The 26,130-nt window shown below is 63.9% G+C and carries 24 protein-coding genes and 2 pseudogenes; 12 read left to right on the top strand and 14 right to left on the bottom strand.

Annotated elements, in window-relative coordinates; genetic code table 11:
• Positions 1–131 precede the first annotated feature (131 nt).
• The gene (locus EJ069_RS29690) at positions 132–1,007 is read right to left on the bottom strand and encodes a helix-turn-helix domain-containing protein (RefSeq protein WP_126064154.1); all 876 of its coding nucleotides are present in this window, start codon (positions 1,005–1,007) and stop codon (positions 132–134) included.
• A 146-nt stretch (positions 1,008–1,153) separates the two neighbouring features.
• Here EJ069_RS29690 and EJ069_RS29685 point away from each other — a divergent pair, with 146 nt between their 5' ends.
• Positions 1,154–2,488 carry an alpha-glucosidase/alpha-galactosidase gene (locus tag EJ069_RS29685; protein WP_126064153.1) on the top strand — a complete coding sequence of 445 codons (1,335 nt, stop codon included), beginning with the start codon at positions 1,154–1,156 and terminating at the stop codon, positions 2,486–2,488.
• Positions 2,485–3,279 carry an SDR family oxidoreductase gene (locus EJ069_RS29680; protein ID WP_126064152.1) on the top strand — a complete coding sequence of 265 codons (795 nt, stop codon included), beginning with the start codon at positions 2,485–2,487 and terminating at the stop codon, positions 3,277–3,279. Before EJ069_RS29685 ends, EJ069_RS29680 begins: the two co-directional genes overlap by 4 nt.
• 58 nt (positions 3,280–3,337) lie before the next feature.
• Here the strand turns inward: EJ069_RS29680 and EJ069_RS29675 are convergent, their stop codons facing one another.
• The 8 genes and pseudogenes from EJ069_RS29675 to EJ069_RS29645 all read right to left on the bottom strand — a co-directional run bounded on the left by EJ069_RS29675 (position 3,338) and on the right by EJ069_RS29645 (position 9,666).
• Positions 3,338–4,231, bottom strand: coding sequence for an adenylate/guanylate cyclase domain-containing protein (locus EJ069_RS29675; protein ID WP_126064151.1), 894 nt, complete (start codon positions 4,229–4,231; stop codon positions 3,338–3,340).
• 197 nt (positions 4,232–4,428) lie between these two features.
• Positions 4,429–5,364, bottom strand: a complete 936-nt coding sequence (locus tag EJ069_RS29670) for an anti-sigma factor (RefSeq protein ID WP_126064150.1) — start codon at positions 5,362–5,364, stop codon at positions 4,429–4,431.
• Positions 5,351–5,920, bottom strand: a complete 570-nt coding sequence (locus EJ069_RS29665; protein ID WP_126064149.1) for a sigma-70 family RNA polymerase sigma factor — start codon at positions 5,918–5,920, stop codon at positions 5,351–5,353. Before EJ069_RS29665 ends, EJ069_RS29670 begins: the two co-directional genes overlap by 14 nt.
• Positions 5,921–5,936: 16 nt before the next feature.
• The gene (locus tag EJ069_RS29660; protein ID WP_126064148.1) at positions 5,937–6,146 is read right to left on the bottom strand and encodes a hypothetical protein; all 210 of its coding nucleotides are present in this window, start codon (positions 6,144–6,146) and stop codon (positions 5,937–5,939) included.
• A gap of 3 nt (positions 6,147–6,149) precedes the next feature.
• Entirely contained in the window at positions 6,150–6,275 is a 126-nt protein-coding gene (locus EJ069_RS33855) for a hypothetical protein (protein ID WP_281059997.1), read from the bottom strand.
• Between the two features lie 119 nt (positions 6,276–6,394).
• Positions 6,395–7,782: pseudogene (gene chrA, locus EJ069_RS29655) on the bottom strand (chromate efflux transporter).
• Positions 7,779–8,597, bottom strand: coding sequence for a sulfurtransferase/chromate resistance protein (locus EJ069_RS29650; RefSeq protein ID WP_126064147.1), 819 nt, complete (start codon positions 8,595–8,597; stop codon positions 7,779–7,781). Before EJ069_RS29650 ends, chrA begins: the two are co-directional and overlap by 4 nt.
• 280 nt (positions 8,598–8,877) lie before the next feature.
• Entirely contained in the window at positions 8,878–9,666 is a 789-nt protein-coding gene (locus EJ069_RS29645) for a 3-hydroxybutyrate dehydrogenase (protein WP_126064146.1), read from the bottom strand.
• Positions 9,667–9,892: 226 nt separating this feature from the next.
• Here EJ069_RS29645 and EJ069_RS29640 point away from each other — a divergent pair, with 226 nt between their 5' ends.
• The 3 genes from EJ069_RS29640 to EJ069_RS29630 all read left to right on the top strand — a co-directional run bounded on the left by EJ069_RS29640 (position 9,893) and on the right by EJ069_RS29630 (position 12,893).
• Positions 9,893–10,681: an acetoacetate decarboxylase gene (locus EJ069_RS29640; RefSeq protein WP_126064145.1), complete on the top strand. Its 789-nt coding sequence runs from the start codon at positions 9,893–9,895 to the stop codon at positions 10,679–10,681.
• The gene (locus EJ069_RS29635) at positions 10,674–11,834 is read left to right on the top strand and encodes a patatin-like phospholipase family protein (protein ID WP_126064144.1); all 1,161 of its coding nucleotides are present in this window, start codon (positions 10,674–10,676) and stop codon (positions 11,832–11,834) included. Before EJ069_RS29640 ends, EJ069_RS29635 begins: the two co-directional genes overlap by 8 nt.
• Positions 11,835–12,011: 177 nt before the next feature.
• Entirely contained in the window at positions 12,012–12,893 is an 882-nt protein-coding gene (locus tag EJ069_RS29630; protein WP_126064143.1) for an MFS transporter, read from the top strand.
• Positions 12,894–12,905: 12 nt separating this feature from the next.
• On the opposite strand, the gene EJ069_RS29625 is transcribed toward EJ069_RS29630, so the two are convergent.
• Positions 12,906–14,516, bottom strand: a complete 1,611-nt coding sequence (locus tag EJ069_RS29625; RefSeq protein WP_126064142.1) for an inorganic phosphate transporter — start codon at positions 14,514–14,516, stop codon at positions 12,906–12,908.
• An 89-nt stretch (positions 14,517–14,605) separates the two neighbouring features.
• Positions 14,606–15,139 carry a TetR/AcrR family transcriptional regulator gene (locus EJ069_RS29620; RefSeq protein WP_126064141.1) on the bottom strand — a complete coding sequence of 178 codons (534 nt, stop codon included), beginning with the start codon at positions 15,137–15,139 and terminating at the stop codon, positions 14,606–14,608.
• Positions 15,140–15,281: 142 nt separating this feature from the next.
• Here EJ069_RS29620 and EJ069_RS29615 point away from each other — a divergent pair, with 142 nt between their 5' ends.
• Positions 15,282–16,541 carry an efflux RND transporter periplasmic adaptor subunit gene (locus tag EJ069_RS29615; RefSeq protein ID WP_245456358.1) on the top strand — a complete coding sequence of 420 codons (1,260 nt, stop codon included), beginning with the start codon at positions 15,282–15,284 and terminating at the stop codon, positions 16,539–16,541.
• The gene (locus EJ069_RS29610) at positions 16,538–19,621 is read left to right on the top strand and encodes an efflux RND transporter permease subunit (RefSeq protein WP_126064140.1); all 3,084 of its coding nucleotides are present in this window, start codon (positions 16,538–16,540) and stop codon (positions 19,619–19,621) included. The genes EJ069_RS29615 and EJ069_RS29610 overlap by 4 nt, the downstream gene beginning before the upstream one ends.
• Before the next feature lie 176 nt (positions 19,622–19,797).
• Here the strand turns inward: EJ069_RS29610 and EJ069_RS29605 are convergent, their stop codons facing one another.
• Entirely contained in the window at positions 19,798–20,253 is a 456-nt protein-coding gene (locus EJ069_RS29605) for a L,D-transpeptidase (RefSeq protein WP_126064139.1), read from the bottom strand.
• A 351-nt stretch (positions 20,254–20,604) separates the two neighbouring features.
• Here EJ069_RS29605 and EJ069_RS29600 point away from each other — a divergent pair, with 351 nt between their 5' ends.
• Positions 20,605–20,937, top strand: a complete 333-nt coding sequence (locus EJ069_RS29600; RefSeq protein WP_126064138.1) for a hypothetical protein — start codon at positions 20,605–20,607, stop codon at positions 20,935–20,937.
• Between the two features lie 34 nt (positions 20,938–20,971).
• Positions 20,972–21,136: a hypothetical protein gene (locus tag EJ069_RS29595; protein WP_126064137.1), complete on the top strand. Its 165-nt coding sequence runs from the start codon at positions 20,972–20,974 to the stop codon at positions 21,134–21,136.
• 72 nt (positions 21,137–21,208) lie between these two features.
• Here EJ069_RS29595 and EJ069_RS29590 read toward each other — a convergent pair whose 3' ends face one another.
• Positions 21,209–21,910 carry a response regulator transcription factor gene (locus tag EJ069_RS29590; protein ID WP_126064136.1) on the bottom strand — a complete coding sequence of 234 codons (702 nt, stop codon included), beginning with the start codon at positions 21,908–21,910 and terminating at the stop codon, positions 21,209–21,211.
• A 93-nt stretch (positions 21,911–22,003) separates the two neighbouring features.
• Between EJ069_RS29590 and EJ069_RS29585 the strand changes: the two genes are divergently transcribed.
• Positions 22,004–22,732: a response regulator transcription factor gene (locus EJ069_RS29585; RefSeq protein WP_245456357.1), complete on the top strand. Its 729-nt coding sequence runs from the start codon at positions 22,004–22,006 to the stop codon at positions 22,730–22,732.
• Between the two features lie 207 nt (positions 22,733–22,939).
• A pseudogene (locus tag EJ069_RS29580) lies at positions 22,940–24,990 on the top strand (ATP-binding protein).
• A 268-nt stretch (positions 24,991–25,258) separates the two neighbouring features.
• On the opposite strand, the gene EJ069_RS29575 reads toward EJ069_RS29580, so the two are convergent.
• The gene (locus EJ069_RS29575) at positions 25,259–25,669 is read right to left on the bottom strand and encodes a hypothetical protein (RefSeq protein ID WP_126064135.1); all 411 of its coding nucleotides are present in this window, start codon (positions 25,667–25,669) and stop codon (positions 25,259–25,261) included.
• A gap of 71 nt (positions 25,670–25,740) precedes the next feature.
• Between EJ069_RS29575 and EJ069_RS29570 the strand changes: the two genes are divergently transcribed.
• A complete protein-coding gene (locus tag EJ069_RS29570) occupies positions 25,741–26,121 on the top strand; it encodes a hypothetical protein (RefSeq protein WP_126064134.1) in 381 nt (126 codons plus the stop codon).
• The last annotated feature ends 9 nt before the right edge of the window (positions 26,122–26,130 follow it).

The raw sequence follows: 26,130 nt of genomic DNA, 5'->3' as shown, positions 1-26,130 counted from the left end.
TAACGCTATCGCTGGAAATTCTGATATTCTTGCCGGTTTCGACCCAAATTTTCAGGTTTTTCAGCCCTGCGGTCTGTCGCAGCAGCAAAAAATCCGGCGCTGGTGATGAAGCGTCAACGTCCGGGTGATGTTCAGGCGCGGAAGCGGCGCCGGTAGTCCTTCGGCGTACAGCCAACCTGCCGCTGGAAGGCATCGTAAAAGCGACTGAGAGAGCCGTGGCCACTTTCGAAAGCCACCTCGATAATTGCCATGTCGCTGTCGGCCAAAAGCTTCAGTGCGTGGTTGAGCCGCCGGCGGCGCAGATATTGCGCGATGGATTGTCCCAGGACCTTCTGAAAGGTCGCGGTTGCGTTCGTCGGATGGAGTCCGCCGACAAGCGCTACGTCCGCAACGTTGATCGGCCTGGCGAATTCGTTGTTGATGAAGGTCGTCATCTGCTGCACCCGCGCAACCACCCGCCGGTCGGCGACATGCATCGCCTGGCGCCGATGTTCAGCTTCGAGGGCGCCCAGGCCTATCTCGGCGATGCGCGGGTCGGCCGCCAGCCGGCGAAGACGAAGGCGAACCTCGTCGCGTAATATGTCGGCGGCCAGTTCGCTGTTGGTGTCCCACTCTCGCGCCCAGCGCGTCACCAATAATGTGTCGGCAGCGTCGATGGACGAGCCCGTGACGACGTGACCCGCCATGAGGTCGTTCTTGAAATCACTTGAGACCGCAAGGGACAGCAGATCGGCGAATGGCACGTAGATGCAGACGAGCTCCGTTCCGTCACCAGCAGATATCACCTGGTGAGGAACAGCGGCCCAGAAGCAGTAGATGGCACCTTCGCGCAGGCTGACCTGCTTGCCATTGATGAGATAGGTCATGCCGCCGCGCGTGATGACGTTGAGTTCCACATGGTCGTGCCAGTGGGCTTCCGGCATAGGCTCCACGATATGCGTCTCAGCCAGGAATTCGTCCGGCTTGAGAAAACGGTTGCCGGTCTGGCGCGGGTCAAGCTGACGCATTCGCTCCCTCCGTTTTGCGCGCCCCGGCTAGCGCGGTTCCACTTAAAAACCGGAAATATCAATCGCATTCAAGCAAGCATTTTCCGGTTTCCAATGGCAATAGGGAAGCTGCGTCGAAAGCGCATAGCAAGGACTGGATACCCGCAATGCCCAAGATCTGTCTCGTCGGCGCCGGAAGCACGGTGTTCGCCCGCAACATCCTCAGCGACGTGCTGAGCAATGAAGCTCTCTCGCGTTGCGAAATCGCGCTTCACGATCTCGATCCGGACCGCCTTGCCACCTCCGAGATCATGACACGCCGCATCTGCCGCGCGCTTGGGATCGAGGACGAGGTAAGGCTCGTCGCGACAGTCGATCGGGCAATCGCCCTCAAGGACGCCGACTTCGTCATCCTGATGATGCAGGTGGGCGGCTATAAGCCGGCCACCGTCACCGATTTCGAAGTCCCGAAAAGGGTCGGCCTGAGGCAGACCATTGCCGACACTCTGGGCATCGGCGGCATCTTCCGGGCTCTGCGTACAATTCCGGTCGTGTTTGCCATCGCCGACGACATGCGCAAGCACTGCCCGCAGGCGCTGATGATGAACTATGTGAACCCGATGGCCATGATCAGCTGGGCCATGGCAGAGGGCTATCCGGACATTCGCTATGTCGGCCTGTGTCACTCCGTTCAGGAAACATCGCAATTCCTGGCCCGCACTCTCGGCGAGGATATTGCCGACATCGACTATCTGTGTGCCGGCCTTAATCATGTGGCTTTTTTCCTCAAGTTCGAAAAACGCCTACCCGGCGGCGGCCGTGTAGACCTTTATCCGCGGCTTCGGCAGATTGCTCGCGATGGGACTTTTCCCGTCGATGATGCAGTTCGTTTCGCGGTCATGAAGCACTTCGGCCATTTCGTTACCGAGAGTTCCATCCACTTTTCGGAATACACGCCCTGGTTCATCAAGCGCGGACGCGAGGACTTGCTGGAAGAATTCAGGTTGCCGCTCGACGAATACATCACCCGTTGCGAAAGACAGGTCGCGCAATGGCATGAACTGCGCCACGAACTGGAAGACGAGAGTCGGCCGATCGAAGTCTCGCGCAGCAAGGAGTATGCTGCCGCCATCATTCATGCCTGCGTGACGGGTGAGCCAAGCCTGATCTACGGCAATGTCGCCAACCGGGGCCTAATCGAAAATCTGCCATCGAACGCTGCGGTTGAAGTTCCTTGCCATGTCGATCGCAACGGCATTCAGCCTATCCGCATCGGACGCATCCCGGTTCAGCTTGCCGCCATCATGCGGAGCAACATCAATGTGCAGGAGCTGGCCGTGACGGCCGCCCTCACCGGGAAGCGCGAGCACATCTACCACGCAGCCGCCATGGACCCTCACACGGCAGCGGAGCTTTCGCTTGCCGAAATCGATTCCCTGGTGGATGCGCTGATCGAAGCTCATGGCAGCTTGTTGCCCGCTTTTGCTCGGGCTGCCCAATGAGTGGCTTCGACCTGTCGGGAAAGGTTGCCATCGTCACCGGCGCACAACGCGGGATCGGACTGGGTGTTGCTACTGAACTGGCGCGCGCCGGAGCGCAAGTCGTCCTGACGGGCATAAAGGACGTCGACGGCTATCGCGCCGCCGCCAACATTTGCGCAATGGGTCTGGCAGCAACTTATCGCCGCATGGATACAAGCGATGAGTCGGAGGTCACGCACGTGATCGATGATATCTTTGCCGAGATGGGTCGACTTGATATTGCCGTTGCCAATGCTGCGATCTACCCGAACACCAACATCGCCTCGATCACGCCAAGCGAGTGGGACAGCGTCATGGCGGTCAACCTGCGCGGGCCCTTCCTGCTGGCGAAGGCTTGCCTGCCCTATTTTCAGCGGCAGCGCCACGGCCGGGTGGTCTTTTTGTCCTCAATAACGGGTGCGCGCGTATCTTCTCCTGGGTATTCTCACTATGCGGCTAGCAAGGCAGGAATTCTGGGCTTCATGCGCACGGCGGCCCTCGAATTTGCGCCTTGGAACGTTACGCTGAATGCCGTTGAGCCGGGCAACATCCTGACAGAGGGCGTGATGGAGCATCAGTCACAAAGTTTCGTGGATGCACAATGCGCCGCCGTGCCGCTTCGCCGTCTCGGCACACCGCAGGACGTTGCCCACGCGGTGCGTTTTCTCGCTTCCGATGAAGCGGCTTACATCACCGGCCAAAGTATCATCGTAGACGGCGGGCAGACCTTGCCCGAAATGTCGACCGCGATCCTGCCGGAAGCGGCGCGTTGAAGGTGATTATCAAGCGGCTGATGAAAGTTGGTGCGGCGGTCCCGCCCAACCGGCCAGATCAGCCTGAGACAATTTCGTAGTGCAGGATCTGGGCGTCGCCGAGGGACGATCTGCGTCCGGGCGAGATGACGCCGGAGCCGAAGAGGAGGATATCTTCGCGGCGTACGAATACTTCTTCCTGGCCGGGTCCCATCGACACAAATGTGCCCGACGAGCTCCGCTCGACAAGCCGTGCCTTGCCATTCGAAATGGTGAAGGTCGCGTGGTGCCTTGAGACCCAGGGCCGCTGGACTACGATATCGCATTCCGGAGATCGGCCGATCGTCACGAATTCATTGTTTCGGCAGGATCCCAACTGATCTCCATAGCGGATGACCAGATTGATCTGCCGCGGCGGCGCGGAGCGCCTTTCGATAATGGTGCCCCGGCTGGCGACGTTCGTGCTGGGGACCCCATCGTCGCTCCGCAGCGTATAGACATCGAAGAGTTCCTGCTTGCCCTTGAACGCCATTTTGTCGAGGAGCCGCAAGGCGCTGCGGCTGCCAGCCGAAAGCGCTTCGAAGAAGCTCTGGCTGATCAGCACCTCCCCCGGATTGGCCGTGGTGGACAGCCTTGCGGTGACATTGACAACATCGCCGAACACCGCGCCGCGCGCGCGAATAACCGCGCCGAAATGCAATCCGATCCGGGCGCTCAACGGCCCTCTCGTCAGTTGGCTGTTGATTTGGCAGACGGCCCTCAGCGCCGCCTCCGAGCTCTCGAACAGACTGAGCACGTCATCGCCCTTCGAGTAGATGAAGTCACCGCCGTGCTCGGCGACGATCGCGCGTATCGCGTCGAGGCAATCCGAGACCTGCCGCAGGGCGGCATCGTCGCCGATGCGCTCATAGAGCGGCGTGCTGCCCACGACATCAGCTAGGAGGACTGCGGCTAGAAGTCGTTCCTGATCCATTGCCCCGTATCCGCCCCGAGAATGGAGCGTTTATAACATAGCAAAGTCGACCTTGACCTATCTACTTGCGCGCCTTGGGGCCGGCGCAACGGGGCAAGTGCTTTGGCGCGATCATCTTGGACAGGCACCTGCCTTCGCTCATCCGGCCAAACGGACTATCGGCCTCAGGAATAGCGGCGATAAAAGGTTTCGTTTCCCTACCCCGGACTGCCCGCTGCCGGATTGGCGATGATCGCCGCCCGGAAGCGGGCGACGAAATCGTCAAGCGCCGGGCGTTCGGCATCCGAGATCGCCCAGTAGGAGAAGGCGTCGTCGGTCCAGTGGACCAGGAGGAAGCCGCCTGCCGACAAGTCGTCCGCCACCGGCATCGATTTGGCCTCGTTCTGCCGGGGCGCCGCAACCAGCGTGATCAGGTGCTCGTGATGGCGATAAACCAGCGCCGGCATCGGTCTGTCGCCGATCACCTCGACGCGGCCGCCGAGCAGCGCGTAACCGTCCTTGGCCATGTCGGGTGCCGCCGGCGACACGCCGATGCGGCCGTCGAGCCAAGGCTTCACCGTGTGGCGGTCGGACGAGACGATGTCGACCGGCGTCGCCGCGAGCAGGCTGCGGCGATGACCGTTGGCGACGGCCACGGCGAAACTTTCAGCCCCGTTGTCCGCCGTCGCCAGCCACTGCGTCGCGCCGCTGGCCAGAAACGCCGTCAGTACGATGGAGGCCGCCATCTGGCGCCAGTCGAAGGAATTGAACCAGCGCGACGCGCGCGGCCGCATCGCGACGACATTGCCTTGCTGCTGGGGCGGCAGCGGCTCCGCCTTCGCGGAAGAGACGTTTGGCGCCTCCGCTTCTTCCGGCCTTTTCACCTCGGCAATCGCCGCGATACGCGCCAGGAAATCGTCGCTGACGGTCGGGCGCGGCAGGTTGGCGACAGCGCCCCGCAGCGCCACCAGGCGCGCATGCTCGGCGGCCAGTTCCGGATCGGCGGCCATGCGGCGCTCGACCGCAAGTGCGGCGGCGGCATCGAGCTCGCCATCGACAAGGGCGTGGATCATCAGCTTCATGTCCTGCGGGTCTTGCGGCAATCCGTCCTCACGGGGGCCATCCTCACGCGGGCGATTTTCATGCGGGCTCATGCCGCCCTCCAAGTTCCGTCATCAACAGGCCGCGGGCCCGTGCCAGCCGCGACATCACCGTGCCTTGCGGCACGCCGAGCATGGCGGCGATCTCGCGGTAGCTGAGACCGTTTATGTCGCGAAGCACCAGCGTTTCGCGGAAGGCTTGCGGCAGCCTGGCGATCGCCGCTTCCACCGCAGCCGAATTTGCCTTGGCGATCAGCGCCGCCTCCGGGCTGTCGGCATCATTGTCGGGCGGCGGCGACACGTCATCGAGATCGGCGAGGTCGCCGACGGCGACCACGCTGCGCGGCCGGTTCTTCGCCATCCATGTATAGGAGGCGTTGCGCACGATGGTGAGCAGCCACGCGCGGGGATTTCCCCCAGCGAACCCGGCGATGCCCGCATGCGCCTTGAGGCAGGCCTCCTGCACGACATCCTCGGCATCGGCTTGATTGCCGGTCAGCCAGCGGGCGAGCGACAGCGCATCGCCAAGATGCGGCAGCACCACCTCGGCAAAACGCGCGGCCAGCATCTTTTCGCTCAACACCGTTCCGCCGTCGGGCGCTCCCGCCATGGGTCTGCCGCCGCCCTCAGCGGGAGGCGACGATCTGTCCCTGCTCGTGCGCGTGAAGATCGCGACCGCAGGCGATGGCGCCTGCTTCGGGGGAAGAGAGGGCATTGGTGTCACCGGAGTCAAGTGTCTCGGAAGCAAGGGGCGCCTCGCAAGGGGACGGCGCATCGCTGGCTGCAACAGGGTGCTCGCCGTCATGGTCGTGGATCTCAATGGTTGCGACCGGCATCGATCAGGGCCGGCGGCGGGGCGGCATCGCCCGAAACAGATGCGCCCAGCGCCAGCGCTCCAAGGGACGGCTGCGGTAGACGCCTTCGCCGCCTCCGGTCCCTGTGCTTTTGTCTTCATGCCGCTTCATGATGGTCTCCTGCTGCTGCGCAAACGCGGCGCATGCCTTGGAGACCGGCGGACCGGGCCATTTATTCCCGGCCGCTCCGCTTTTTCGTTCACGCTGATGTGATCGGAATGGCGTGCAGCCTACAGCGCCGACAGCAAAAGTCCCGCCAGCGCCGATGCCGCCAGCGTCGGCAGCATGCCGAGTTTCAGCCTGAACATGGCGACCATCGCCGCAACCGACAGCAGCGCGGCGCGCCAGTCGAGCGAGGACAGGACAGGCACTTCCACGCCCCAGGCGACGCTTGCGACCTTGCCGAAGACGACGTGCAGCGCGAACCACAGCGCCAGGTTCATGATCACGCCGACCACCGCCGCGGTGATCGCGCCGAGCGCCGCTGCCAGCGCTCGGTTCTGCCTCAGCTGCTCGATGTAGGGGCCGCCCAGGAATATCCAGAAGAAGCAGGGCACGAAGGTCGCCCAGAGCGTCAGCAGCGATCCGAGCGACCCGGCGAGCAGCGGGCTGGCAAGGCCGGCATGGCGATAGGCGGCGGCGAAGCCGACGAATTGCAGCACCAGGATCAGCGGTCCGGGCGTTGTCTCGGCGAGGCCTAGCCCGTCGACCATCTGGCCGGGTGACAGCCAGCCGAAAGAGGTGACCGCCGCCTGCGCGACATAGGCCAGAACCGCATAGGCGCCGCCGAAGGTGACGACGGCCATCAGGCTGAAGAAGCCGCCGATCTGCGCCCACACGCTGCCTGGCCCGCCAGCACGGCGATCAGCGCCACCGGTCCGAGCCAGAGCGGCAGCCAGATGGCGATGGTGCGGGCCGCGTGCCATCTGGTGGGCAGGGTGTGGGCCAGCTCGCCGCGTTCGAACATCAGGTCGACCACGCCTATCCTGTCGACGGTGGCCCCACCCTTGCCATGCGCCGAGCCGGAAAACAGGCCTGGCGCGAAGCGGCTGCCGATCCAGCCGACGAGGCCTGCCGCAAGCACGATCAGCGGGAACGGCAGCTTGGCGATGTAGATCGCCAGGAAGGCCGCCACCGCGATCGCGATCATGACGCGGTTCTTAAGCGCCCGCTTGCCGATGCGGATCACCGCCTCGACGACGACGGCCAGCACCGCCGCCTTGACGCCGAAGAACAGCGCCTCGACCACCGGCGCATCATTGTAGAGCATGTAGAAGCTGCTCAGGCAAAGCATGACCAGCGCGCCAGGCAGCACGAACAATGTGCCGGCGACGAGGCCGCCGGCCGTCCGGTGCAAGAGCCAGCCGATATAGACGGCAAGCTGCTGCGCCTCGGGTCCAGGCAGGAGCATGCAATAGTTGAGCGCGTGCAGGAAACGCTCCTCGCCGATCCAGCGGCGCTCCTCGACCAGTTCCTTGTGCATCAGCGCGATCTGCCCGGCCGGCCCGCCGAAGGACAGCAGGCCGATCTTAGCCCAGAGCCGCGTCGCCTCACGGAAGCTCGGCGTGGCGGGGGTATCCACCGGCGGCGCGTCGTCGTCCTTGGCGAGCGCGGTCATGGCGCCTTGCCTCCGGCCGGCCAGTTATGCGTCTCGTCCGCGGCGTCGCGGCACCAGCGGAAGAAGGCGTCGTAGAAGAGCATGCCGGCTTCCAGCTGCTCGAGATCGTCGCGAAACATGCGTGACAGGCCGAGCGAGGCGGCGAGGAAACCGGCCGCCTGCGGGACGAGGTCGAGACGCGCAGTATCGGCAGCCCGCACGATCAGCGCCAGTCGGTCGAGCGCGTCTACGCGCAGGCCGAATTCCTCGATCATCGTGTCGAAGCTGCAGCGATCGCCGCGATGGCTCCAGAACACGCCTTCGATGTCGAAGGGAACCGCGCCGAAGCGATCGGCCACCAGAGGCACCTCGGCCGGATCGACAAACAGGAACACCGCACCGGGATCGACGAAGCGGCGGATCAGCCAGGGACAGGCGATGCGGTCGACCTTCGGCCGCGAACGCGTGACCCACACCGTACGCCCCATTTCGTCGCGCGGCGGGATCGCGCTGGCGCTGACCAATGGCGCCTTGGCGGCGACCCAGGCCTCGAAGCCGCCTTCCAGCGACTCAGCCGGAATGCCTTCATGGCGCAGCCATGCGGCAACGCCTTGCGAGAGTTTCTGCCCCCTCTGGCAGATGACGACGACTTTTGCTCCGGAGAACTCGGCCGCCCAGGTCGAGACAGTCCTGAAATCGCGCCGGTACGAAGCCGGCAAAATTCGCGGATCGGCTTCATAATCCTCGTCGGTGCGCACATCGACCAGGCAAGGCGCGTCGGGCAGGCCGACGAGACGGGAAAGCTGCGGAACGGTGATTGCGGTTGTTGACGGCATGGCGTCCACCTCCTGAACAGAGAGAGTCTGGACGCGATCGTTGGGCTGACGCCTCACGGGGTCGTCGCGGGGAACCCCTTGCGGGAATGCTGGAACGGTCCCCGGCGATTGTCAAGAAATCAAATTGCCTAGAGCAATTCCAGGAAAAGTGTGAGCGGTTTTCCGTCCGGAATTGCGCAAAAACAGAGAGATAGAGCGGTTCACTGTTTCCGTGAAACGGTGAACTGCTCTATGAGGACGCGAGCTCCGCTCCGCCCTTCCCTGAAAACAGCCTTTGCCCTTACTGGGCCGTCCAGCCGCCATCCATCGGCAGGGTCGCGCCGGTGATCTGCCTGGCGGCGTCCGAGCACAGGAAAAGCGTCAGCGCCGCAAGCTCCTCGACCGTGACGAATTCCTTGGTCGGCTGAGCGGCCAGCAACACATCGTGCTTGACCTGCTCTTCGGTCATGCCTCGCGCCTTCATCGTGTCGGGGATCTGCTTCTCGACCAGCGGCGTCCAGACATAGCCGGGCGCGATCGCATTCACGGTGATGCCGTCCTGCGCCACTTCCAGCGCCACCGTCTTGGTCAGGCCGGCAATGCCGTGCTTGGCCGAGACATAGGCCGACTTGAACGGCGAGGCGACCAGCGCATGCGCCGAGGCCGTGTTGATGATGCGGCCCCATTTGCGGCTCTTCATGCCCGGCACCGCTGCCTTGATGGCGTAGAAGGCGGCAAGCAGATTGATGCGGATGATGGCCTCCCACTTGTCGTCGGGAAATTCCTCGATCAGCGCGACATGCTGGATGCCGGCATTGTTGACCAGGATGTCGAGGCTGCCGAACGCCTCCTCGGCCTCATGGATCATGGCGCTGACCGCGGCGCCGTCCATCATGTTGGCGCCCGAATAGCGGCACTTGACGCCGAAATCCTTTTCGATGCCGGCCCGCTCCTGCTCGATCGCCGCGGCATCGCCCAGGCCGTTGATGGTGACGTTGGCGCCCTCGGCGGCGAAGGCCCGGGCGATTGCCAGGCCGATGCCGCTGGTCGAGCCGGTGACGAGCGCATTCTTCGAAGACAGGGAACCCATGGGAGATCTCGCGACAGGAGGGAAGGGAACTATAAGGGCACATAGTTTGTGCGCCGCAGCATGACAATGCCATGACCATATGTCGTAGCGATTACAATGTTGTGATGCTGTCCGATGCCCGCCAAGCTGGCGCTCGATGCGGCTGACATGGCACTGTCATGGTGCCATGCAACATATCCTGCCGCGCGTCCAGCGCGTGTCGTTCCTGAACCGATGGGTGAATAGCTTGGAAATCGACGATGTCGTGAAGCGCGCCTACGCGATGCCGCTCACCAACCCTTCCTTCCCGCCCGGCCCCTACCGTTTCTTCGACCGCGAATACATCATCATCACCTACCGCACCACGCGTGAGGCGTTGGAGGCGGTCGTGCCCGTGCCGCTCGAGATTGACGAGCCGCTGGTCAAATACGAGTTCATCCGCATGCCGGATTCGACCGGCTTCGGCGATTACACCGAGACCGGCCAGGTCATCCCGGTGCGCTACAAAGGCCAGCATGGCGGCTATGTGCATTCCATGTATCTCGATGACGACGCGCCGATCGCCGGCGGCCGCGAGCTCTGGGGTTTCCCCAAGAAGCTCGCCAGCCCCAAGATCGTGCATGAGGGCGAGGTGGTGGTCGGTACGCTGCATTATGGCAGCGTTCTGTGCGCCACCGGCACCATGGGCTACAAGCATCGCGAGGCCGATCACGACCAGGTGCTGGCCTCGCTCGCCGCGCCCAATTTCCTGATCAAGATCATCCCGCATGTCGACGGCAGCCCGCGCATCTGCGAGCTGGTCCGCTATTATCTCACCGACGTCACACTGAAGGAGGCCTGGACGGCGCCCGCCGCGCTCGACCTGCGCCCCCATGTCATGGCCGACGTGGCCAAGCTGCCGGTGCTCGCCATCGTCTCGGCCGTGCACTTCACCGCCGACCTGACGCTCGGCCTCGGCGAAGTCGTGCATGACTATCTCGCCGACCACGGCCGATCGGCTGCCGGGGCGAAGGCGTTGGAGAAAGCCGGTGCTTGAGCGTAACCGCAACAAGGCGGCCGCCGCCACCATCGCTGAAATCACCGCGCAATACGACCGCATCGCCCTGGTCTTCCAGGGCGGCGGCGCGCTCGGCGCCTATCAGGCCGGCGTCTATCAGGCGCTATCCGACGCCGGCTGCGAGCCGACCTGGCTGTCCGGTGTCTCGATCGGCGCCATCAATGCCTCGATCATCGCCGGCAACGAGCCGAGCCGACGCCTGCAGCGGCTGGAGCAGTTCTGGCAGACCGTCTCGGGCCGCAAGATTTGGGCCTATACGCCGGAAGGCGACATCTATCGCGATATCCGCAACCAGACCTCGTCATTCATGACCATGGCCATGGGCCAGCCCGGCTTCTTCAAGCCGCGCAACCCCAACCCCTGGTTCCAGCTCTCGGGCGCCGAAGGCGCCACCAGCTTCTACGACACCGCCGAGCTCAAGGACACGCTGGAAAGCCTGATCGATTTCGACGTGCTGAACGACGGCAGGAAGCGCTTGAGCGTCGGCGCGGTCAATGTCCGGACGGGCAATTTCGTCTATTTCGACACCGACAAGGTGCGCATCGGGCCGGAGCATATCATGGCGAGCGGCGCGCTGCCGCCGGCCTTTCCCTCGATCCGCATCGAGGGCGAGTATTACTGGGACGGCGGCATCGTCTCCAACACGCCGCTGCAATATCTGCTCGACCAGGAGGAGGACCGCTCCTCGCTGGTTTTCCAGGTCGATCTGTTCAGCGCCCGCGGCGTTCTGCCGCGCGGCATGGCCGACGTCCTGTCGCGCCACAAGGACATCATGTATTCCAGCCGCACGCGCCAGAACACCGACAATTTCCAGCGCATCCACGCGCTCAAGATGAAGCTGCTCGATGCGCTGAAGCGCGTGCCGCCGGAGCAGTTGAAGGACGGCGAGAGGGAACTGATCGCCGACTATTCCGACGCTGGCGTGGTCAACATCGTGCACCTTATCTACCAGCACAAAGGCTATGAAGGCCACGCCAAGGACTATGAGTTCTCCGGCACCTCGATGCGCGAGCACTGGGAGATGGGCCTGGAAGACACCGAGCGCACGCTGCGCCACAAGAAGTGGCTGATGCTGCCTGACAATGCCGAAGGCGTCACCATCCACGACCTGCATCGCGAAGACCCGACCTGATCCTTGCGTCCATTACAGGCGGAGCAGGTAAGCGGCGGAGATTGCGGTGCGGCGCGCAGCGAAACTGTGAAGCTGCTCTTCATAGCCTGTCAACATTGTCGCAAATAGTCGCTCGCGGAGAGCAGGGGTACATCCGGACAGCAGCGCAAAAGCGCTGATCTCAACGGAGTACTGCCAGTGACCACCGGAGCTGTTTCTTCCCCTGTCGTTCCATCTGGTGAAGCATGGCGCGGCCTGCTTTGGCTTGCGCTTCTCACCGCGCTCTGGCTATCGCTGATCTTCTGTTTGCCGGCGATCCAGGCCAGCGGCGTTCCGACCACGGCCCACCAGCTCGCGGCCCACGGGCTTATCGCGCTGGGATTGTGGCTCGGTCTCGAACGGACGAGTCTGACGCCAGGCCAACGCCGCGTGACCTGGCTGGTGGTCATGATCCCCGATACGCTGTGGCTGGCCATCGCCTGGAGCGCCGCGATCAATGGTGTCTTCCACACGGACGCCTCGTCTTTACCGTTGTTGCCATCGGCGATCTTCCTGCCGGTGATCATAGGCGCGCCGCCGCTGCTGTTCTCGAAGCGGATCGGCCAAGTGCTCGATGCGATGCCGGCAAGCTGGCTCGTGGCGCTTCAGCTCTACCGCATATTCGGCGGCTGGGCTCTCGCAGCCTGGCTGCATGGTGCTCTGCCCGGAGCGTTCGCTGTGCCCGCAGGCATGGGCGATGTATTGACCGGGCTGTTTGCGCTGCCCGCGGCGCTGGGGGCGGCGACCGGCACAGTCGGCGGCCGAAGAGCTGCAACTCTCTGGAACATCCTCGGCCTCGGCGATTTCGCGGTCGCGGTCACCATGGGCGTGATCACCTCGCCCGGTCCGTTGCAACTGATCGTTCCGGATGTGCAGAGCATCGGCGCCGGCGCCTATCCGGGTGTGCTGACCCCTGCTTTCGTGGTGCCAAGCTCGATCCTGCTGCACATGTTGTCGCTGCGCCAATTGCGCCGCCTCGGCAGGGCCGAGGCTGAGCGGCCGCAGACAGAAACGGCGCCGCGAGCAGCGCCGTTTCTTTGAGTGTCTTCCCGCTCAGAAAACGTGGCGGAAGATCACGAACAGCACGAAGGCAAGCGCGATCGAGCAGGGCAGCGTGAGCACCCAGGCCAGCAGGAGATTGCGCACGGTCGACCACTGCAGGCCGGAGCCGTTGGCCGCCATCGTGCCGGCGACGCCGGACGACAGGACGTGGGTGGTCGACACCGGCAGACCGAGACGGTCGGCCATGCCGATGGTGATCATCGCGACCAGCTCGGCGGCGGCGCCCTGGCCATAGGTCAGGTGGCTCTTGCCGATCTTCTCGCCGACGGTGACGACGATGCGCTTCCAGCCGACCATGGTGCCAAGCCCGAGCGCCAGCGCCACGGCGATCTTCACCCACAGCGGGATGAACTTCGTCGCGTTGTCGACCGCCTTATGATAGTCGGTGACCGCCTTCAGGTCGGCGTCCTGCATAGGCAGCAGCTTCTTCTTGTCGATCAGCTTCAGCGCCTCGCCGATCAGGTAGATGTCGTTGCGCGCGTTGCTGACCAGGTCGGTCGGAACGTTGTCGACGGTGGCGAAGGGCTGCAGCCCGGCGGTCGTGCTGTGGATGTAGCTCTGCAGCGCGAGCGTCGTCTGGTCGTTCCATGACTTGCTGCGCACGGCTTCCTGCACGGCGGCCTTTGCGGCGTTGGCATCCACGACGGTGACCCCCGGCTTGACATATTTGCCCAGCGCCTGCTCGACGGCGACGGACGCCGACTTATAGGCGTCGAGATAGTTGATGTCGGGCGTGCGGTTGAGCGCATAGGCGGTCGGCACCACGCCGATCAGGATCAGCATGATCAGGCCCATGCCCTTCTGGCCGTCATTGGAGCCATGCGCGAAGCTGACGCCGGTGCAGGTGAAGATCAGCAGCGCGCGGATCCACCATGGCGGCGGCGTTTTGCCCTTCGGCGCTTCGTAGAGGGCAGGATTACGCACCAGGAGCTTCATCGCATAGAGCAGCACCGCGGCGGCGAAGAACCCAACGATCGGCGAGACCAGCAGGGTGGTGCCGACATTGGTCGCCTGCCCCCAATCGACGCCGCTGGTGGCGCTACCGGCCGGAGCCATGAACTGGTTGGCGAGGCCGACGCCGATGATCGAACCGACCATGGTGTGCGAGCTCGAAGCCGGCAGGCCGAGGAACCACGTGCCCAGGTTCCACAGGATGGCGGCGACCAGAAGGGCGAACACCATGGCGAAGCCGGATGACGAGCCGACCTGCAGGATGAGCTCGACCGGCAGCAGCGACAGGATGCCGAACGCCACGGCGCCGCTCGAGGTCAAGACGCCGAGGAAGTTGAAGACGCCGGACCACATGACGGCGAATTCGGCCGGCAGCGACCGCGTGTAGATGACGGTGGCGACCGCGTTGGCGGTGTCGTGGAAGCCGTTGACGAACTCGAAGCCCAGCGCAATCAGAAGCGCGATGCCGAGCAGGATCCAGGGCACCGTCTTGGCGATCGCCAGGTCCTGGCTGAGCGCGTAGCCGACATAGATGATGCCGACGAGCACCAGCACGCCGAAAGCCGGCAGGAACCATTTCGCCCCGCTCGATTGCTCCAGGGGATGATCCGGTCTCGGGATCCCCGCCTCACTTGATACCACGTCCACCATTGTCCCACTCCATTTGCATCAGCAAAGAACCGGGAAGGACGCTATGTCCCTAGGATGAAGCTGGTGTGACGCCTTGGCCGGCAGGCGACCTATCCGGCTATCTTCAGGAGCGAGGCCACCAGAAGCTTATGCTCGTCTTCGGAAAGCACATCGGAATCGAAAAGGTTCATGCTGCGCATCCCCTCGATGGCGAGAAAGCAGACTAGCAGCGAGCCGAGATCGCTGCTCTCTTCCTTCAACCGCTCGAGCAGCTGGTGCTTGAAAGCTTTTATCGGCGTCAGGAAATCGGGATCTTCGGCGATCGCCGAGAAAATCCAGGAGGCCGAGGGTTTCGGTCGCTCGCAGTCGTCGGCCGACAGCTTGATATAGGCCGAGAGGGCGCTTTCGTGCCCGGCCTCGGCGGTGCGCGCTTCCAACGCCTTCTGGAAGTCGCGGAGATAGCTTTCGACAAGGCCCTGCATCAGCTTGGCCTTGGTCGGGAAGTTGTAAAGCAGGCCGCCCTTCGACACCCCCGCGCGGCTGGCGACCGCCTCGAGCGACAAGCTTCCCGGGCCTGCCTCGCGGGCGACGTCGGCGGCGGCGGCAAGTATCTTTTCGCGTGAGTTTGCCCTGGGTGCTCTCATCACGCCCCCTTATATTAGCTTAGGCGGAATTGACAAGACCGTCCAGCCGGTACAGTAAAGCGCCGTTTGAAGTCGGGACCTGTTGTCGATATGTGTCCCGGCATCGATTGTTTTGCCGGTTGCCGGCTCGAGGGGACTGTCCGTGAAGCGCTTTTTCATCATCGCTGTGTTCCTGATTCTGCTCGCTCTCGTCTGCGTCGGCATCGTTGGTTTCAACTTCATGCGCGATGCCGGCATCAAGCAGTATTTCGCCACCATGAAGCCGCCGGCCGCCACGGTCTCGACAGTGGTCGTCAAGCCTTCGGAATGGACGCCGGGCGTCGAGGCCATCGGCACCGTCAACGCCGTGCGCGGCGTCGACCTTACCGTCGAAACGAGCGGCATCGTCAAGAACATCCTCTTCCACGCCAACCAGAAGGTCGCCACCGACGCGGTGCTCCTGCAGCTGGACGACGCGGTCGAGAAGGCCGATCTGGTGGCGCAGAAGGCGCAGGCCGCCTCCGACCAGGCGGCGTTGACCCGCGCGATCGAACTGCAGCGGCGCGGCGTAGGCACGGACGCGACGCTCGACGCCGCGCGCGCCGCCGCGGATGCCTCGGCCGCGCAGGTGAACAAGCTGCAGGCCGTGCTCGACCAGAAGCAATTGTCCGCGCCCTTCGGCGGCACGGTCGGCATCCCGAAGATCGATATCGGCCAATATTTGGCCCCCGGCAATTCGGTGGTGACGATCCAGGATCTGGACACGATGCGGGTCGACTTCACGGTTCCCGAACAGCAGCTGCCGCTACTCAAGATCGGCCAGACCGTCAAGCTCGGCAGCAGCCTTGCGGACATGTCCTTTGCCGGCTCCATCCGCGGCATCGATCCCAAGATCGATCCGGCAAGCCGGCTGGTTTCGATCCGCGGCGAGGTCGCCAACCCGGAAGGCAAGCTGACGCCTGGCCAGTTCGTCCAGATCCGTGTCGAGCTGCCGCAGGAAAACAATGTCATCTCAGTGCCGCAAACCGCGGTGACGACGAGCCTCTACGGCGATTATGTCTTCGTGGTCGTGCCGGCAAAGCCGGCGGAGGGCGCCGCTGCCGCGCCGGCAAAGCCGGACGAGCAGAAAGCCGCCGCCGATGCCGCCAAGCCGCAGGCGGACGCGTCCAAACCCGCCGACAACGCCACGAAGCCGGCTGACGCCAAGCCGGCCGATGCCGCGCAGCAGCAGGCGTTCACCATCTCGCAGATCTTCGTCAAGCTCGGCCGCCGCAACAACGGCATGGTCGAGATCGTCGAGGGCCTCAAGGACGGCGACCAGGTCGTCACCGCCGGCCAGAACCGCCTCTTCAACGGCATGTCGGTTGCCGTCGACAACACCATCGACCCCAGCAAATCGGCGAACAAAGAGGTTCAGCAATGAGCTTTTCCGACCTCTTCATTCGCCGGCCCGTCTTGTCGACGGTGCTGGCCTGCATGATCCTGCTGCTGGGCTTCCAGGGCATCTTCGGCCTGTCGATCCGCCAGTATCCCAAGGTTGACGAGACGGCGATCACGATCACCACGGCCTATCCGGGCGCCAGCGCCGACCTCATCCAGGGCTTCATCTCGGCGCCGATCGCGCGCGCCGTCGCCTCGACCGAAAACATCGACTACGTCACCTCGTCCAGCCGTCCGTCCTCGAGCACGGTCACGGTGCAGATGAAGCTCGGCTCCAATCCGGACGTCGCGCTCGCCGAGGTGCTGTCCAAGGTCCAGGGCGTGCGCGGCACCCTGCCGGACGCCTCCAAGGATCCGGTCATCGTCAAGGGCACCGGGCAGCAGTTCGCGATGATGTACATCTCGATGCAGAACCCGAACATGACGAAGGAGCAGCTCACCGAGTATATCGAGCGCGTCATTCGGCCCCGCATCTCGACCGTGGAAGGCGTCGCCGACGTCCAGATCTTCGGCGCCCAGGAATATTCCATGCGCATCTGGATCGACCCGATCCGGCTCGCCGCGCGCGGCGCCACGGCGGTTGACGTGCTGACCGCCATCAACAACTCGAATTTCCTGTCGGCGCCCGGCAACACCCAGAACGAGTATGTGGTCTCCTCGATCACCGTGCATTCGACCCTGCAGACGCCGGAGGCCTTCGCCCAGCTCCCGATCCGCTCGACGAACGGCGAGGTTGTGCGCCTGCGCGATGTCGCGCGTGTCGAGCTCGGCGCGGCCAGCACCGACACCAGGGTGAGCTTCAACGGCAAGCCGGGAACCTTCCTCGCCATCTTCCCGACGCCGGCCGCCAACCCGCTGACGACCGCGGCCGCGGTCACCAAGCTCGTGCCGGTGATTCAGGAAACGCTGCCGAAAGGAATGACAATCGAGGTCGTCTACGACGCCACCGGCCAGATCAGCGCCTCGATCGAGGAAGTATTCAAGACCATCGGCGAGGCCGTCGCCATCGTCATCGTGGTCATCCTTCTGTTCCTCGGCTCCTTCCGCTCGGTGATGATGCCGATCGTGACCATCCCGCTGTCGCTGATCGGCGTCTGCTTCATCCTGTTTGCGGTCGGCTACTCGATCAACCTTCTGTCGCTGCTTGCCATGGTGCTGGCGATCGGCCTCGTCGTCGACGACGCCATCGTGGTGGTGGAAAACATCCACCGCCACATGGAAGAGGACCACATGTCGCCGATGCAGGCGGCCTTCAACGGCATGCGCGAGATCGCGACGGCCATCGTGGCGATGACCATCACGCTGGCCGCCGTGTTCGCCCCGCTTGCCTTCACCGGAGGCCTGACCGGCGCGCTGTTCCGCGAATTCGCGGTGACGCTGGCCGGCTCCGTGGTGCTGTCGGGCCTGATCGCCATGACGATCACGCCGATGATGTCGGCGCGTTTGCTGAAGGCGGGCCAGCACGGGCGCTTCCAGCGCATCGTCGATGGTACGTTCAGCCGCGTCGAGCGCGTTTATGAACGGGCCGTCACCGCCTCGCTCCGCAACCGGCCGGTGACGCTGATCATCGTCGTGGCGCTTGTCGCCCTCACCGGCTTCATGTTCACCAAGACCTCGACCGAACTGGCGCCCGAAGAAGATCAGGGCTTCCTGCTCTCTCTGGTGACCGCGCCGCGCTATGCGACATCGGATTACACCGAGACCTATGTCAACCAGATGCTCGGCCTGGTGAGGGACATCCCCGAGACCAGGGCGCAGTTCTCGGCCGTTGCCTTCGGCGGCGCCACCAACAGCGCCTTCGTCGGCTTCGCCTTCAAGGATTGGGCCGACCGCAAGCGCAATTCGAAGGAACTGCAGGCCGACATCACGGCACGGCTCGCCAAGGTCGCCGGCGTTCAGGCCTTCGTCTTCGCGCCGCCGACGCTGCCGGGTTCCGGCGGCGGCCTGCCGATTTCCATGGTCGTGCGCTCCACTGGCGACCCTTCGGAGGTCTTCGATCAGGCCGAGAAAATCAAGAACAAGGCGCAAGCCTCGGGCCGCTTCATCGTCGTGCAGAACTCGATGGCCTACGACGCGCCGCAGGTGACAGTCACCATCGACCGCGAACGCGCGGCGGCGTTGAACCTGCCGATCGCGGATATCGGCAATACGTTGACGCTGCTGGTCGGCGGCGCCGAGGTGGCGCAGTTCGATCGGGATTCCAACAGCTACGACATCATCCCGCAGGTGCCGCAGGAATTCCGCGACAACCCCGAGAAGCTTGGCGAGTATTTCATTCGCAGCGTCGACGGCAAGATGGTGCCGCTGTCGGCGGTGGTGAAGATCTCGACCAACGCCTCGCCGGCGGCCATCGAGCAGTTCAACCAGCTGAACTCCTCGACGATTTCGGCCTTGCCTTTGCCCGGCGTGACCACCGGCGACGGCTTGAAGGTGCTGGAGGATATCGCCAATGAGACCCTGCCCGACACCTTCTTCATCGACTATTCCGGCCAGTCGCGGCAGGAGAAGGAGCAGGGCAACACCATCCTGATCGCCTTCGCCGCGGCGGTGGTCGTGATCTATCTGGTGCTGGCGGCCCAGTTCGAGAGCTTCCGCGACCCGCTGATCATCATGATGGCCGTGCCGCTGTCAATCTTCGGCGCCATCGTGCCGCTCAACATCGGGCTCGGGACGCTCAACATCTACACCCAGGTCGGCCTGATCACGCTGATCGGCCTGATCACCAAGCACGGCATTCTGCTGGTGGAGTTCGCCAACCAGCAGCGCGAGGTGCACGGCATGCGCCGCCGCGACGCCATCATCGCATCGGCCAAGGTGCGCCTGCGGCCGATCCTGATGACGACGGCGGCGATGGCGCTGGGCGTCGTGCCGCTGATCATCTCCAGCGGCGCGGGCGCGGCCGCCCGCTATTCGATGGGCCTGGTCATCTTCACCGGCATCCTGGTCGGCACGATGTTCACGCTCTTCGTCGTGCCTATGTTCTACACCTTCATTGCCAGCAAGGACCTGCCGCATCTCGCCGAGAAGCCCGATCCGAAGCTGATGCCGGCGCTGCCGAGCTGATCGGCACGACAGCTAAAGACAAAAGAGGCCGGAAATTCCGGCCTCTTTTTTTTGCGGTTGCCTCACGGCTTCAGCTGAGCAATTCCAGGAAAAGTGTGTAACGGTTTTCCGTCCGGAATTGCGTCTCACAAACTACGCCGAAGGCGGCAACCGGCCTGCTACCCTAACCCAGCCTTTTACTTGACGATGACGATGCTGGTGTTGGCGGGGCCGAAGGCCTCGACGAGCTGATAGAAGTCGGCTGCCGCGTCGGGATGCAGCCGCACGCAACCATGCGAAGCGGGACGGCCGAGACGGCTGATGGCGTAGGTGGCGTGGACGGCATAGCCGCCGCTGAAGAACACCGAATGCGGCATCGGCGCGTTGTCGTATTTCTTCGAGTACCACATCTCATGCATACGCGTCGGCTTGAACGAACCGGTCGGCGTGATGTGCCCCCTCGCGCCGGTCGAGACCTTCCAGGTGTAGGTCGGGCGACCGTCGACGGTGACTTCCATGATCTGCTGCGACAGCGAGACCTTGGCGACGATCTGGTTGGCGTGAGCGGCATTGCCGGCGCCGAAGAGCAGCGCGGCACCCGTGAACGCGGCGGCGGCGACATGGATGAGCTTGGCGGAAATGGCGGTATGCATGACGATCCCTCTGTTTTTTGCCGTTGTGTCCGGCTTCAATTTCGATGGGCCCTTATCGTTCTCGTCCGTTTCCGAGAGATTTCGCTTGGTGCTCGTTTCTGTTTCGAATTCGTTTCTATAAGTTAACAAAGGGTCCGGCCAACCATTGCATCGGACTTCTTCCGGGGCGCGGCAGGTCGGCGCTGCACGATGAGCTTAGCCCCCGGAAACGAAAGCTCATTTCATTTTCTATATTAAGCACTTACGCCCGGTTCGAAACCAAACTGCAACAAAGCGCAGCCACGGCGGCATGATCTGGATACAGGCCGAAGGCAGATTTGACGCAACGGGAACAGACAACTGCAAACGAAAATGGGCAGGAAATCGAAACTGCGCTCCTGGCTTCTCAGGATCAGTGTCGCGGCAATCGCGCTCGGCGGCGCTGGCTCGGTGGCCGGCAGCCCGGTGACGGCGCTGGCGGCGATGACGTCCGGCGAGGTTTCGACACTGCACATGGCTCTGTTCATCGCCACGGTCTGGATTGTTTCCAGCCTGCGCGTCCACCGGCTGAAGGCCCTCTGGCGGGTCGGCCTTCGGCTGCTGAGGACGCGCGGCCCCTCCGGCTACTTGCTGCCGAGAGGACCGAAGGCCCGCGCCGCAGCGGGGGGCTCCGTCAGCGGCGCGGGCGCTTCGGGAGTTTCCTGAAGCACCGACGACATCGAGATTGAGGGATAGGGACATGAAGACGAAGTTTGCCGCCTCCGTGCTTTCCGCGCTGCTTTACGCGCAAGGCTTGCTCGGCTTTGCCGCGCTGGCGACGGTGCTGCTCAAGGAGCGCGCCCACGCCGAGACAACCGCCGGCACCGACGTTTTATCCGGCCCCTCGATCATTGTGGTGCGCTGAGCGCCAGGCGCCGGACCCAAGATGACCACCGCTTTGGGGAATCCGATGCTTGATAGGCTCGTCGACCCGAATTCACTCGTTGCGCGAGGCTGGTGGATCGAAACGATAGCCGGCGCCGCGGATGGTGATGATCGTCTCGGTGTCGAGCTTTCGGCGCAGCCGCACGATGCGCGAATCGATCGAACGGTCGAAAGCGTCAGCATTCTCGGCCGGGGCCGCGGCAATGATGTCGTCGCGGGTCAGCACCTTGCGCGGGCTCGCCAGGAACAGCTTCAGCAACGCCACCTGCCCCGGGGAAAGCTGATCCTCCGCACCCGAGCGATGCATCACCATGGCCGATCGCAGGTCGACGGTGGCGTTCTCCAGCACGATCAGTTCCCCGGCGGCCCTGCCGCGTCTCATCAGCAGGCCGCCGATGCGCGCGGCAAGCTCGCGCACGTTGAGCGGGCTTTCGACCACATCGGCGGCGCCGAGCTCGAGCGCCAGCACCTTGTCGACGAGGTCGCGGGGCCGGCAGATCAGGATGAAATCGGGGCCGCCCTCGCCGCCCGCGCCCTGGCTGCTGTAACGCTTGAGCAGTTCGCGGCTCTCGGCCTGGGTGACCTCGTCGCCGACCACCACGACATCGATGCCGCCGGCCGAAAGCAGCGTCTCCGCCTCCCAGGGCTGGCGGGCCTGGCGCACGTCGTGCCCGCGCCGCTCGAGATGGTCGGCGAGATCGCCCGCCACCACCTCGGCGACGGACACAAGCGCAATGACGGATCGTGCGGCCATTTTCTCCACCCCGCCACGGACAACTCGAGATGAGTGCTGGACATCATGTTTATACCCAATCTACTTTCCGCTGAAAGCGGGAGCGAGCGCGTCGTGAAGGCACGCATCATCGTCGTCGAGGACGAACCGGATCTGAGGGAGGCCGTGGCCGAGTATCTCGGCGCCAGCGGCTATGACGTCGTGACGGCCGAGAATGCCGTGGCGGCGCGCGCGCTGTTCGAAACGCATCCCTTTCACCTCGCCATCCTCGACATCGCGATGCCCGGCGAGGACGGGCTGTCGCTCGGCCGCTGGCTGCGCTCTAAGACGCCGATCGGCATCATCTATGCCACCGCCGCCGGCACCGCGCTCGACCGCATCGTCGGGCTGGAGCTCGGCGCCGACGATTACATCGTCAAGCCGTACGAATTGCGCGAGGTGCTGGCGCGGGTGCGCAGCGTTTTGCGCCGCGTGCCGCAGCCGGCCGAGCCGCAAGCCGCAAAGGCCGAGACCAGCAATCGGCGTTTCATGAATTTCGGCGGCTTTCAGGCCGATTTCGACGGTCGCCTGGTCACCGCCGCCAATGGCGCGGTGATCGAGATGGCCAAGAGCGAATTCGACGTGCTCGAGGTTTTCCTCACCCGCGCCAACCGCCTCCTGACGCGCGCGGCGATTTCGGAAGCCATCGGCTTCGTCGAGGACCCGGAATCCTCGCGCGCGGTCGACATCCGCATCATGCGGTTGCGAAAGAAGATCGAGGCCGACCCCGCCAATCCGAAATTCCTGCGCACGGTGCGCGGCGAAGGCTATATCTTCTCGCTGCCGAGCGGCGACGCCAACTAGATCGGTTCCGGGAAAGTGAGAGTGGTGGCTCGGCGGTTTCGCCGTAGCCTTCCGTCCGGAATTGCGTCAAAACAAAGCGATAGAGTGGTTCGCCGTTTCCGCAGGAACGGAGGATGCTCTGAACGACCGACGTTCCGGGCTGGAATGACCATGACTGCTGATGGAGCACGCACCGATATGCATGCCTCGCGCCCGGGCGGCGCCGCGATGGCGGCTGTCCATGTCGTGCGCCGCCTGCGCGAGGCGGGCGACTGGCAGCGCGAGATGGACGGCATACTGGAGACGGTGTGCCGCAAGATGGATTGCCAGCGTGGCATTCTCTTCCGGCTGCGTGAATTGCCGGGCGAAGGTTTCGCCCAGTCGGTCGCCGCCTATTGGATCGACCAGGATTTCGGCGGCGACCTGGCCTCGCCTACCGTGATCATGCAGTCGATCATCAACTCGGATTCCTTGCTGGAGCGCCTGCAGGAAGACGAGCGGCAGGGCAAGATCTTCTCCGGCCACACGCGCAACCTGGACGGTTTCCTGCGCGCCGATTTCGAGAAGCAGAGCATCAAGTCGTTCCTGTCCGTCTCCGTCTTCGCGCATGGCCACCTCTGGGGCACGCTGGCCGTCAACGACTGCGTCGCCGAGCGTGAATGGACGGATGAGGAAGAGGCGACGCTGCACATCATCGCTCTGGCCATCGGCGACGCCATCGAGCGCTCGCCATCCGAGGCGCATGCCAGCGAGGTGATCCGCCGCACCATGCTGCAGGCCTCGCTCGACGCCATCATCGTCATCGACGAGACGGGCTCGATCATCGAGTTCAATCCGGCCGCCGAGAAGATGTTCGGCTTCCAGCGCAGCGCCATCCTCGGCAAGGACCTGCTCGATACCATCGTTCCGATATATTACCGCAAGGGCTACGCCTCGGGTGCCGAATACATGGCCGGCCGCGGCGCGCCGATGGTCGGCCAGCGCCTGGAGACCGTCACCCAGAACGCCGCGGGCGAGATTTTCCCGATCGAGCTGACGGCGACGGAGATGCGCGTTGCCGACCGCCGCCTGATCTTCGGCTCGATCCGCGACCTGCGCGAAAAGCTGCAGGCCGAAGAGGAGATCAACCGCCAGCGCGAGAAGCTGCACCAGAACGAGAAGATGGCGGCGATGGGCTCGCTGCTCGCCGGGTCTCGCACGAGCTCAACAACCCGCTGGCGGTGGTGGTGGCGCAGTCGACGCTGCTGCACGAATTCGCAGGCGACCCGCAGACCAAGGTGCGCGCCGAGAAGGTGCGCGCGGCCGCCGAGCGCTGCGGCCGCATCGTCAAGAGCTTCCTGTCGATGGTGCGGCTGCACCCGACCGAGCAGGCCGAGACCGATCTCAACCAGGTGATGCGCTCGGCGCTCGAGGTCACCGCCTATGGTGCCCGCTCCAGCGGCATCATCATCGACACCGATTTCGCCACCGGACCGCTGCTTGCCATGGCCGACGCCGACCATATCACCCAGGTGGCGGCCAACTTCCTCATCAACAGCCAGCATGCGCTGGCCGGCATTACCGGCGAGCGGATCATCAAGGTGCGGACATTCCGCAACGAGCACGGCAATCCGGGCTTCTCCGTCGAGGACAACGGCCCGGGCATTCCCGAGGCGATCCGCGCGCGCATCTTCGAATCCTATTTCACCACCAAGCCGGTCGGGGTTGGCACCGGCATCGGCCTGTCGATCTCGAAGTCGATCGTCGAGCGCCACAACGGCAACATCTGGTTCGAGGAAGTGCAACCGACCGGCGCGCGCTTCGTCGTGCAATTGCCGGCGATTGCCGGCGGCGCTGCAAGCGCAGGTGAAGGGCCGGCGCGCTCGAGCGGGTTGCGCCATGCGTTGATCATCGACGACGAGCCCGATGTCGCAGGCTCGCTTTCGGATATACTGGAGCTGATGGGGCTCAAGTCGCGCGTGGTGGCAAGCTGGACGTCCGCCGCCGACGTGCTCACGGGCCATATGCCGCCGGACATCGTCTTTTCCGACCTGCGCATGCCGGGCATCAGCGGCATCGCGATCTACCGCGAGCTGCTCTCGCAGCAGCCCGCTCTGGCCAAGCGCTTCGTGCTGGTGACCGGCGACCTCATCGGCGCCAAGGCGGAGATCGAAGCGCTGCCACCGCCGCAGCGCCCGCACATTCTGGAAAAGCCCTTCTCGACGCTCGATGTGCGTGGCGTGCTGTCGGCCGTCGCCGACGAAGCCGCAGCAGCCGCCGACAACAGCGTCCACTTCTGAGCTAAGATCGCAACCGAAGAGGCGTGGCCGAGCTTGAGCTAGCACCGCCGCAGGATCGGCCGAGATTCAGGTCAAGCCGAGCCGAGAATGGTGGTTCGCGAGAACCGGAGCGGAGCGTACTTAAAGTACGAGCACCGGAAGCGCAGGGAACCTGCCATTCGCAGGCCGGCTTCACCTGAATACCGGCAGATCCGGAAAAAAGAGGCTCCCGACCGATTTTCGCGGCGGGAGCCTGACTTGAGCGCAGGAGGGAGCGCTCTGGGAGGTCTTAAAAAATGTTCGGCGTGTTGGTGACCGGGGCGGCGTTGGCGATCATGCGCACAGCGCGCTCGCGGTGCTGGCCGGACTGCTCGGCGATGGCGCGCAGGCACTCGACGCTCTCCGCACCCCAGTTCTGGCCCTTACAGGCAAAGTCTATTGCAGATTCCGGCAGGCGGGCGGTCTTGAGCGTGGTCTGCGCGCCTTCAACTACATTGGCCGGCGGGTTGATTGAAGCGAAGGCCGGACCGGAGGCGGGCGCGGCCAGCATGCCGACGAAGGCGCAGGCGCCGATCAGCATGAACATCGCCATCGGATGGTCGCTGGCGCGCTGGCGCAGCGCAAGTTTCGGCCGGCGGTCATTGCGCTCCGGGCCATGCTGGCGGCGCTTGGTGTCGGCGGCATGAACTTTCGCAAACATCGGCTGTTCCCTTCGTTGTCTTTCTTTTTGCTGTGAAACGAACTTAGTCGCACCACGTAACAGTCGGATGATTGGCGGCGATTGCCTGTGTAACAGGATTGAAACAGACGCTGAGCGCTGCGGCCTTCGGATCCACGGCAACCATTCTCGACCGACCAGCGAAGCTGGTTGGCGCAGCTATGCGCCTGTCGCGCCTGCCCGACTGTAAACAGCCTCACACAGCAACGCTTGAATCGAGCGCGTCGCTGTCGTCTGCCGCAGCTCGGCATCGATCGAAACATGCCCTTTCCGACGCGGGCACCGGCGCTCGCAAGCGCCGTTCCGCTTCCTCGATTAAGGCCCGGATTCTACGGGATTTTTCCGGCCCGGACGAGGTCGAACTTACAGCCTTGGAATTTTCATATTCCTACAAGCCATTGCATTTCAATGGAAAATATGTCTATATTGAATGAGTATTCAAC

It is taken from the genome of Mesorhizobium sp. M2A.F.Ca.ET.043.05.1.1 (assembly GCF_003952445.1).
Lineage (GTDB): Bacteria > Pseudomonadota > Alphaproteobacteria > Rhizobiales > Rhizobiaceae > Mesorhizobium.
This window is presented reverse-complemented; position numbering and strand designations above follow the sequence as displayed.

What these genes read in the sequence shown, in the direction of transcription:
- EJ069_RS29620 (WP_126064141.1), bottom strand. Translation starts at nt 15,139, where the DNA reads ATGAGAGCACCCAGGGCAAACTCACGCGAAAAGATACTTGCCGCCGCC.
- EJ069_RS29600 (WP_126064138.1), top strand. Translation starts at nt 20,605, where the DNA reads ATGGGCAGGAAATCGAAACTGCGCTCCTGGCTTCTCAGGATCAGTGTC.
- EJ069_RS29660 (WP_126064148.1), bottom strand. Translation starts at nt 6,146, where the DNA reads ATGCCGGTCGCAACCATTGAGATCCACGACCATGACGGCGAGCACCCT.
- EJ069_RS33855 (WP_281059997.1), bottom strand. Translation starts at nt 6,275, where the DNA reads ATGAAGCGGCATGAAGACAAAAGCACAGGGACCGGAGGCGGCGAAGGC.
- EJ069_RS29610 (WP_126064140.1), top strand. Translation starts at nt 16,538, where the DNA reads ATGAGCTTTTCCGACCTCTTCATTCGCCGGCCCGTCTTGTCGACGGTG.
- EJ069_RS29685 (WP_126064153.1), top strand. Translation starts at nt 1,154, where the DNA reads ATGCCCAAGATCTGTCTCGTCGGCGCCGGAAGCACGGTGTTCGCCCGC.
- EJ069_RS29575 (WP_126064135.1), bottom strand. Translation starts at nt 25,669, where the DNA reads ATGTTTGCGAAAGTTCATGCCGCCGACACCAAGCGCCGCCAGCATGGC.
- EJ069_RS29690 (WP_126064154.1), bottom strand. Translation starts at nt 1,007, where the DNA reads ATGCGTCAGCTTGACCCGCGCCAGACCGGCAACCGTTTTCTCAAGCCG.
- EJ069_RS29595 (WP_126064137.1), top strand. Translation starts at nt 20,972, where the DNA reads ATGAAGACGAAGTTTGCCGCCTCCGTGCTTTCCGCGCTGCTTTACGCG.
- EJ069_RS29590 (WP_126064136.1), bottom strand. Translation starts at nt 21,910, where the DNA reads ATGGCCGCACGATCCGTCATTGCGCTTGTGTCCGTCGCCGAGGTGGTG.
- EJ069_RS29675 (WP_126064151.1), bottom strand. Translation starts at nt 4,231, where the DNA reads ATGGATCAGGAACGACTTCTAGCCGCAGTCCTCCTAGCTGATGTCGTG.
- EJ069_RS29645 (WP_126064146.1), bottom strand. Translation starts at nt 9,666, where the DNA reads ATGGGTTCCCTGTCTTCGAAGAATGCGCTCGTCACCGGCTCGACCAGC.
- EJ069_RS29650 (WP_126064147.1), bottom strand. Translation starts at nt 8,597, where the DNA reads ATGCCGTCAACAACCGCAATCACCGTTCCGCAGCTTTCCCGTCTCGTC.
- EJ069_RS29680 (WP_126064152.1), top strand. Translation starts at nt 2,485, where the DNA reads ATGAGTGGCTTCGACCTGTCGGGAAAGGTTGCCATCGTCACCGGCGCA.
- EJ069_RS29670 (WP_126064150.1), bottom strand. Translation starts at nt 5,364, where the DNA reads ATGAGCCCGCATGAAAATCGCCCGCGTGAGGATGGCCCCCGTGAGGAC.
- EJ069_RS29605 (WP_126064139.1), bottom strand. Translation starts at nt 20,253, where the DNA reads ATGCATACCGCCATTTCCGCCAAGCTCATCCATGTCGCCGCCGCCGCG.
- EJ069_RS29665 (WP_126064149.1), bottom strand. Translation starts at nt 5,920, where the DNA reads ATGGCGGGAGCGCCCGACGGCGGAACGGTGTTGAGCGAAAAGATGCTG.
- EJ069_RS29625 (WP_126064142.1), bottom strand. Translation starts at nt 14,516, where the DNA reads ATGGTGGACGTGGTATCAAGTGAGGCGGGGATCCCGAGACCGGATCAT.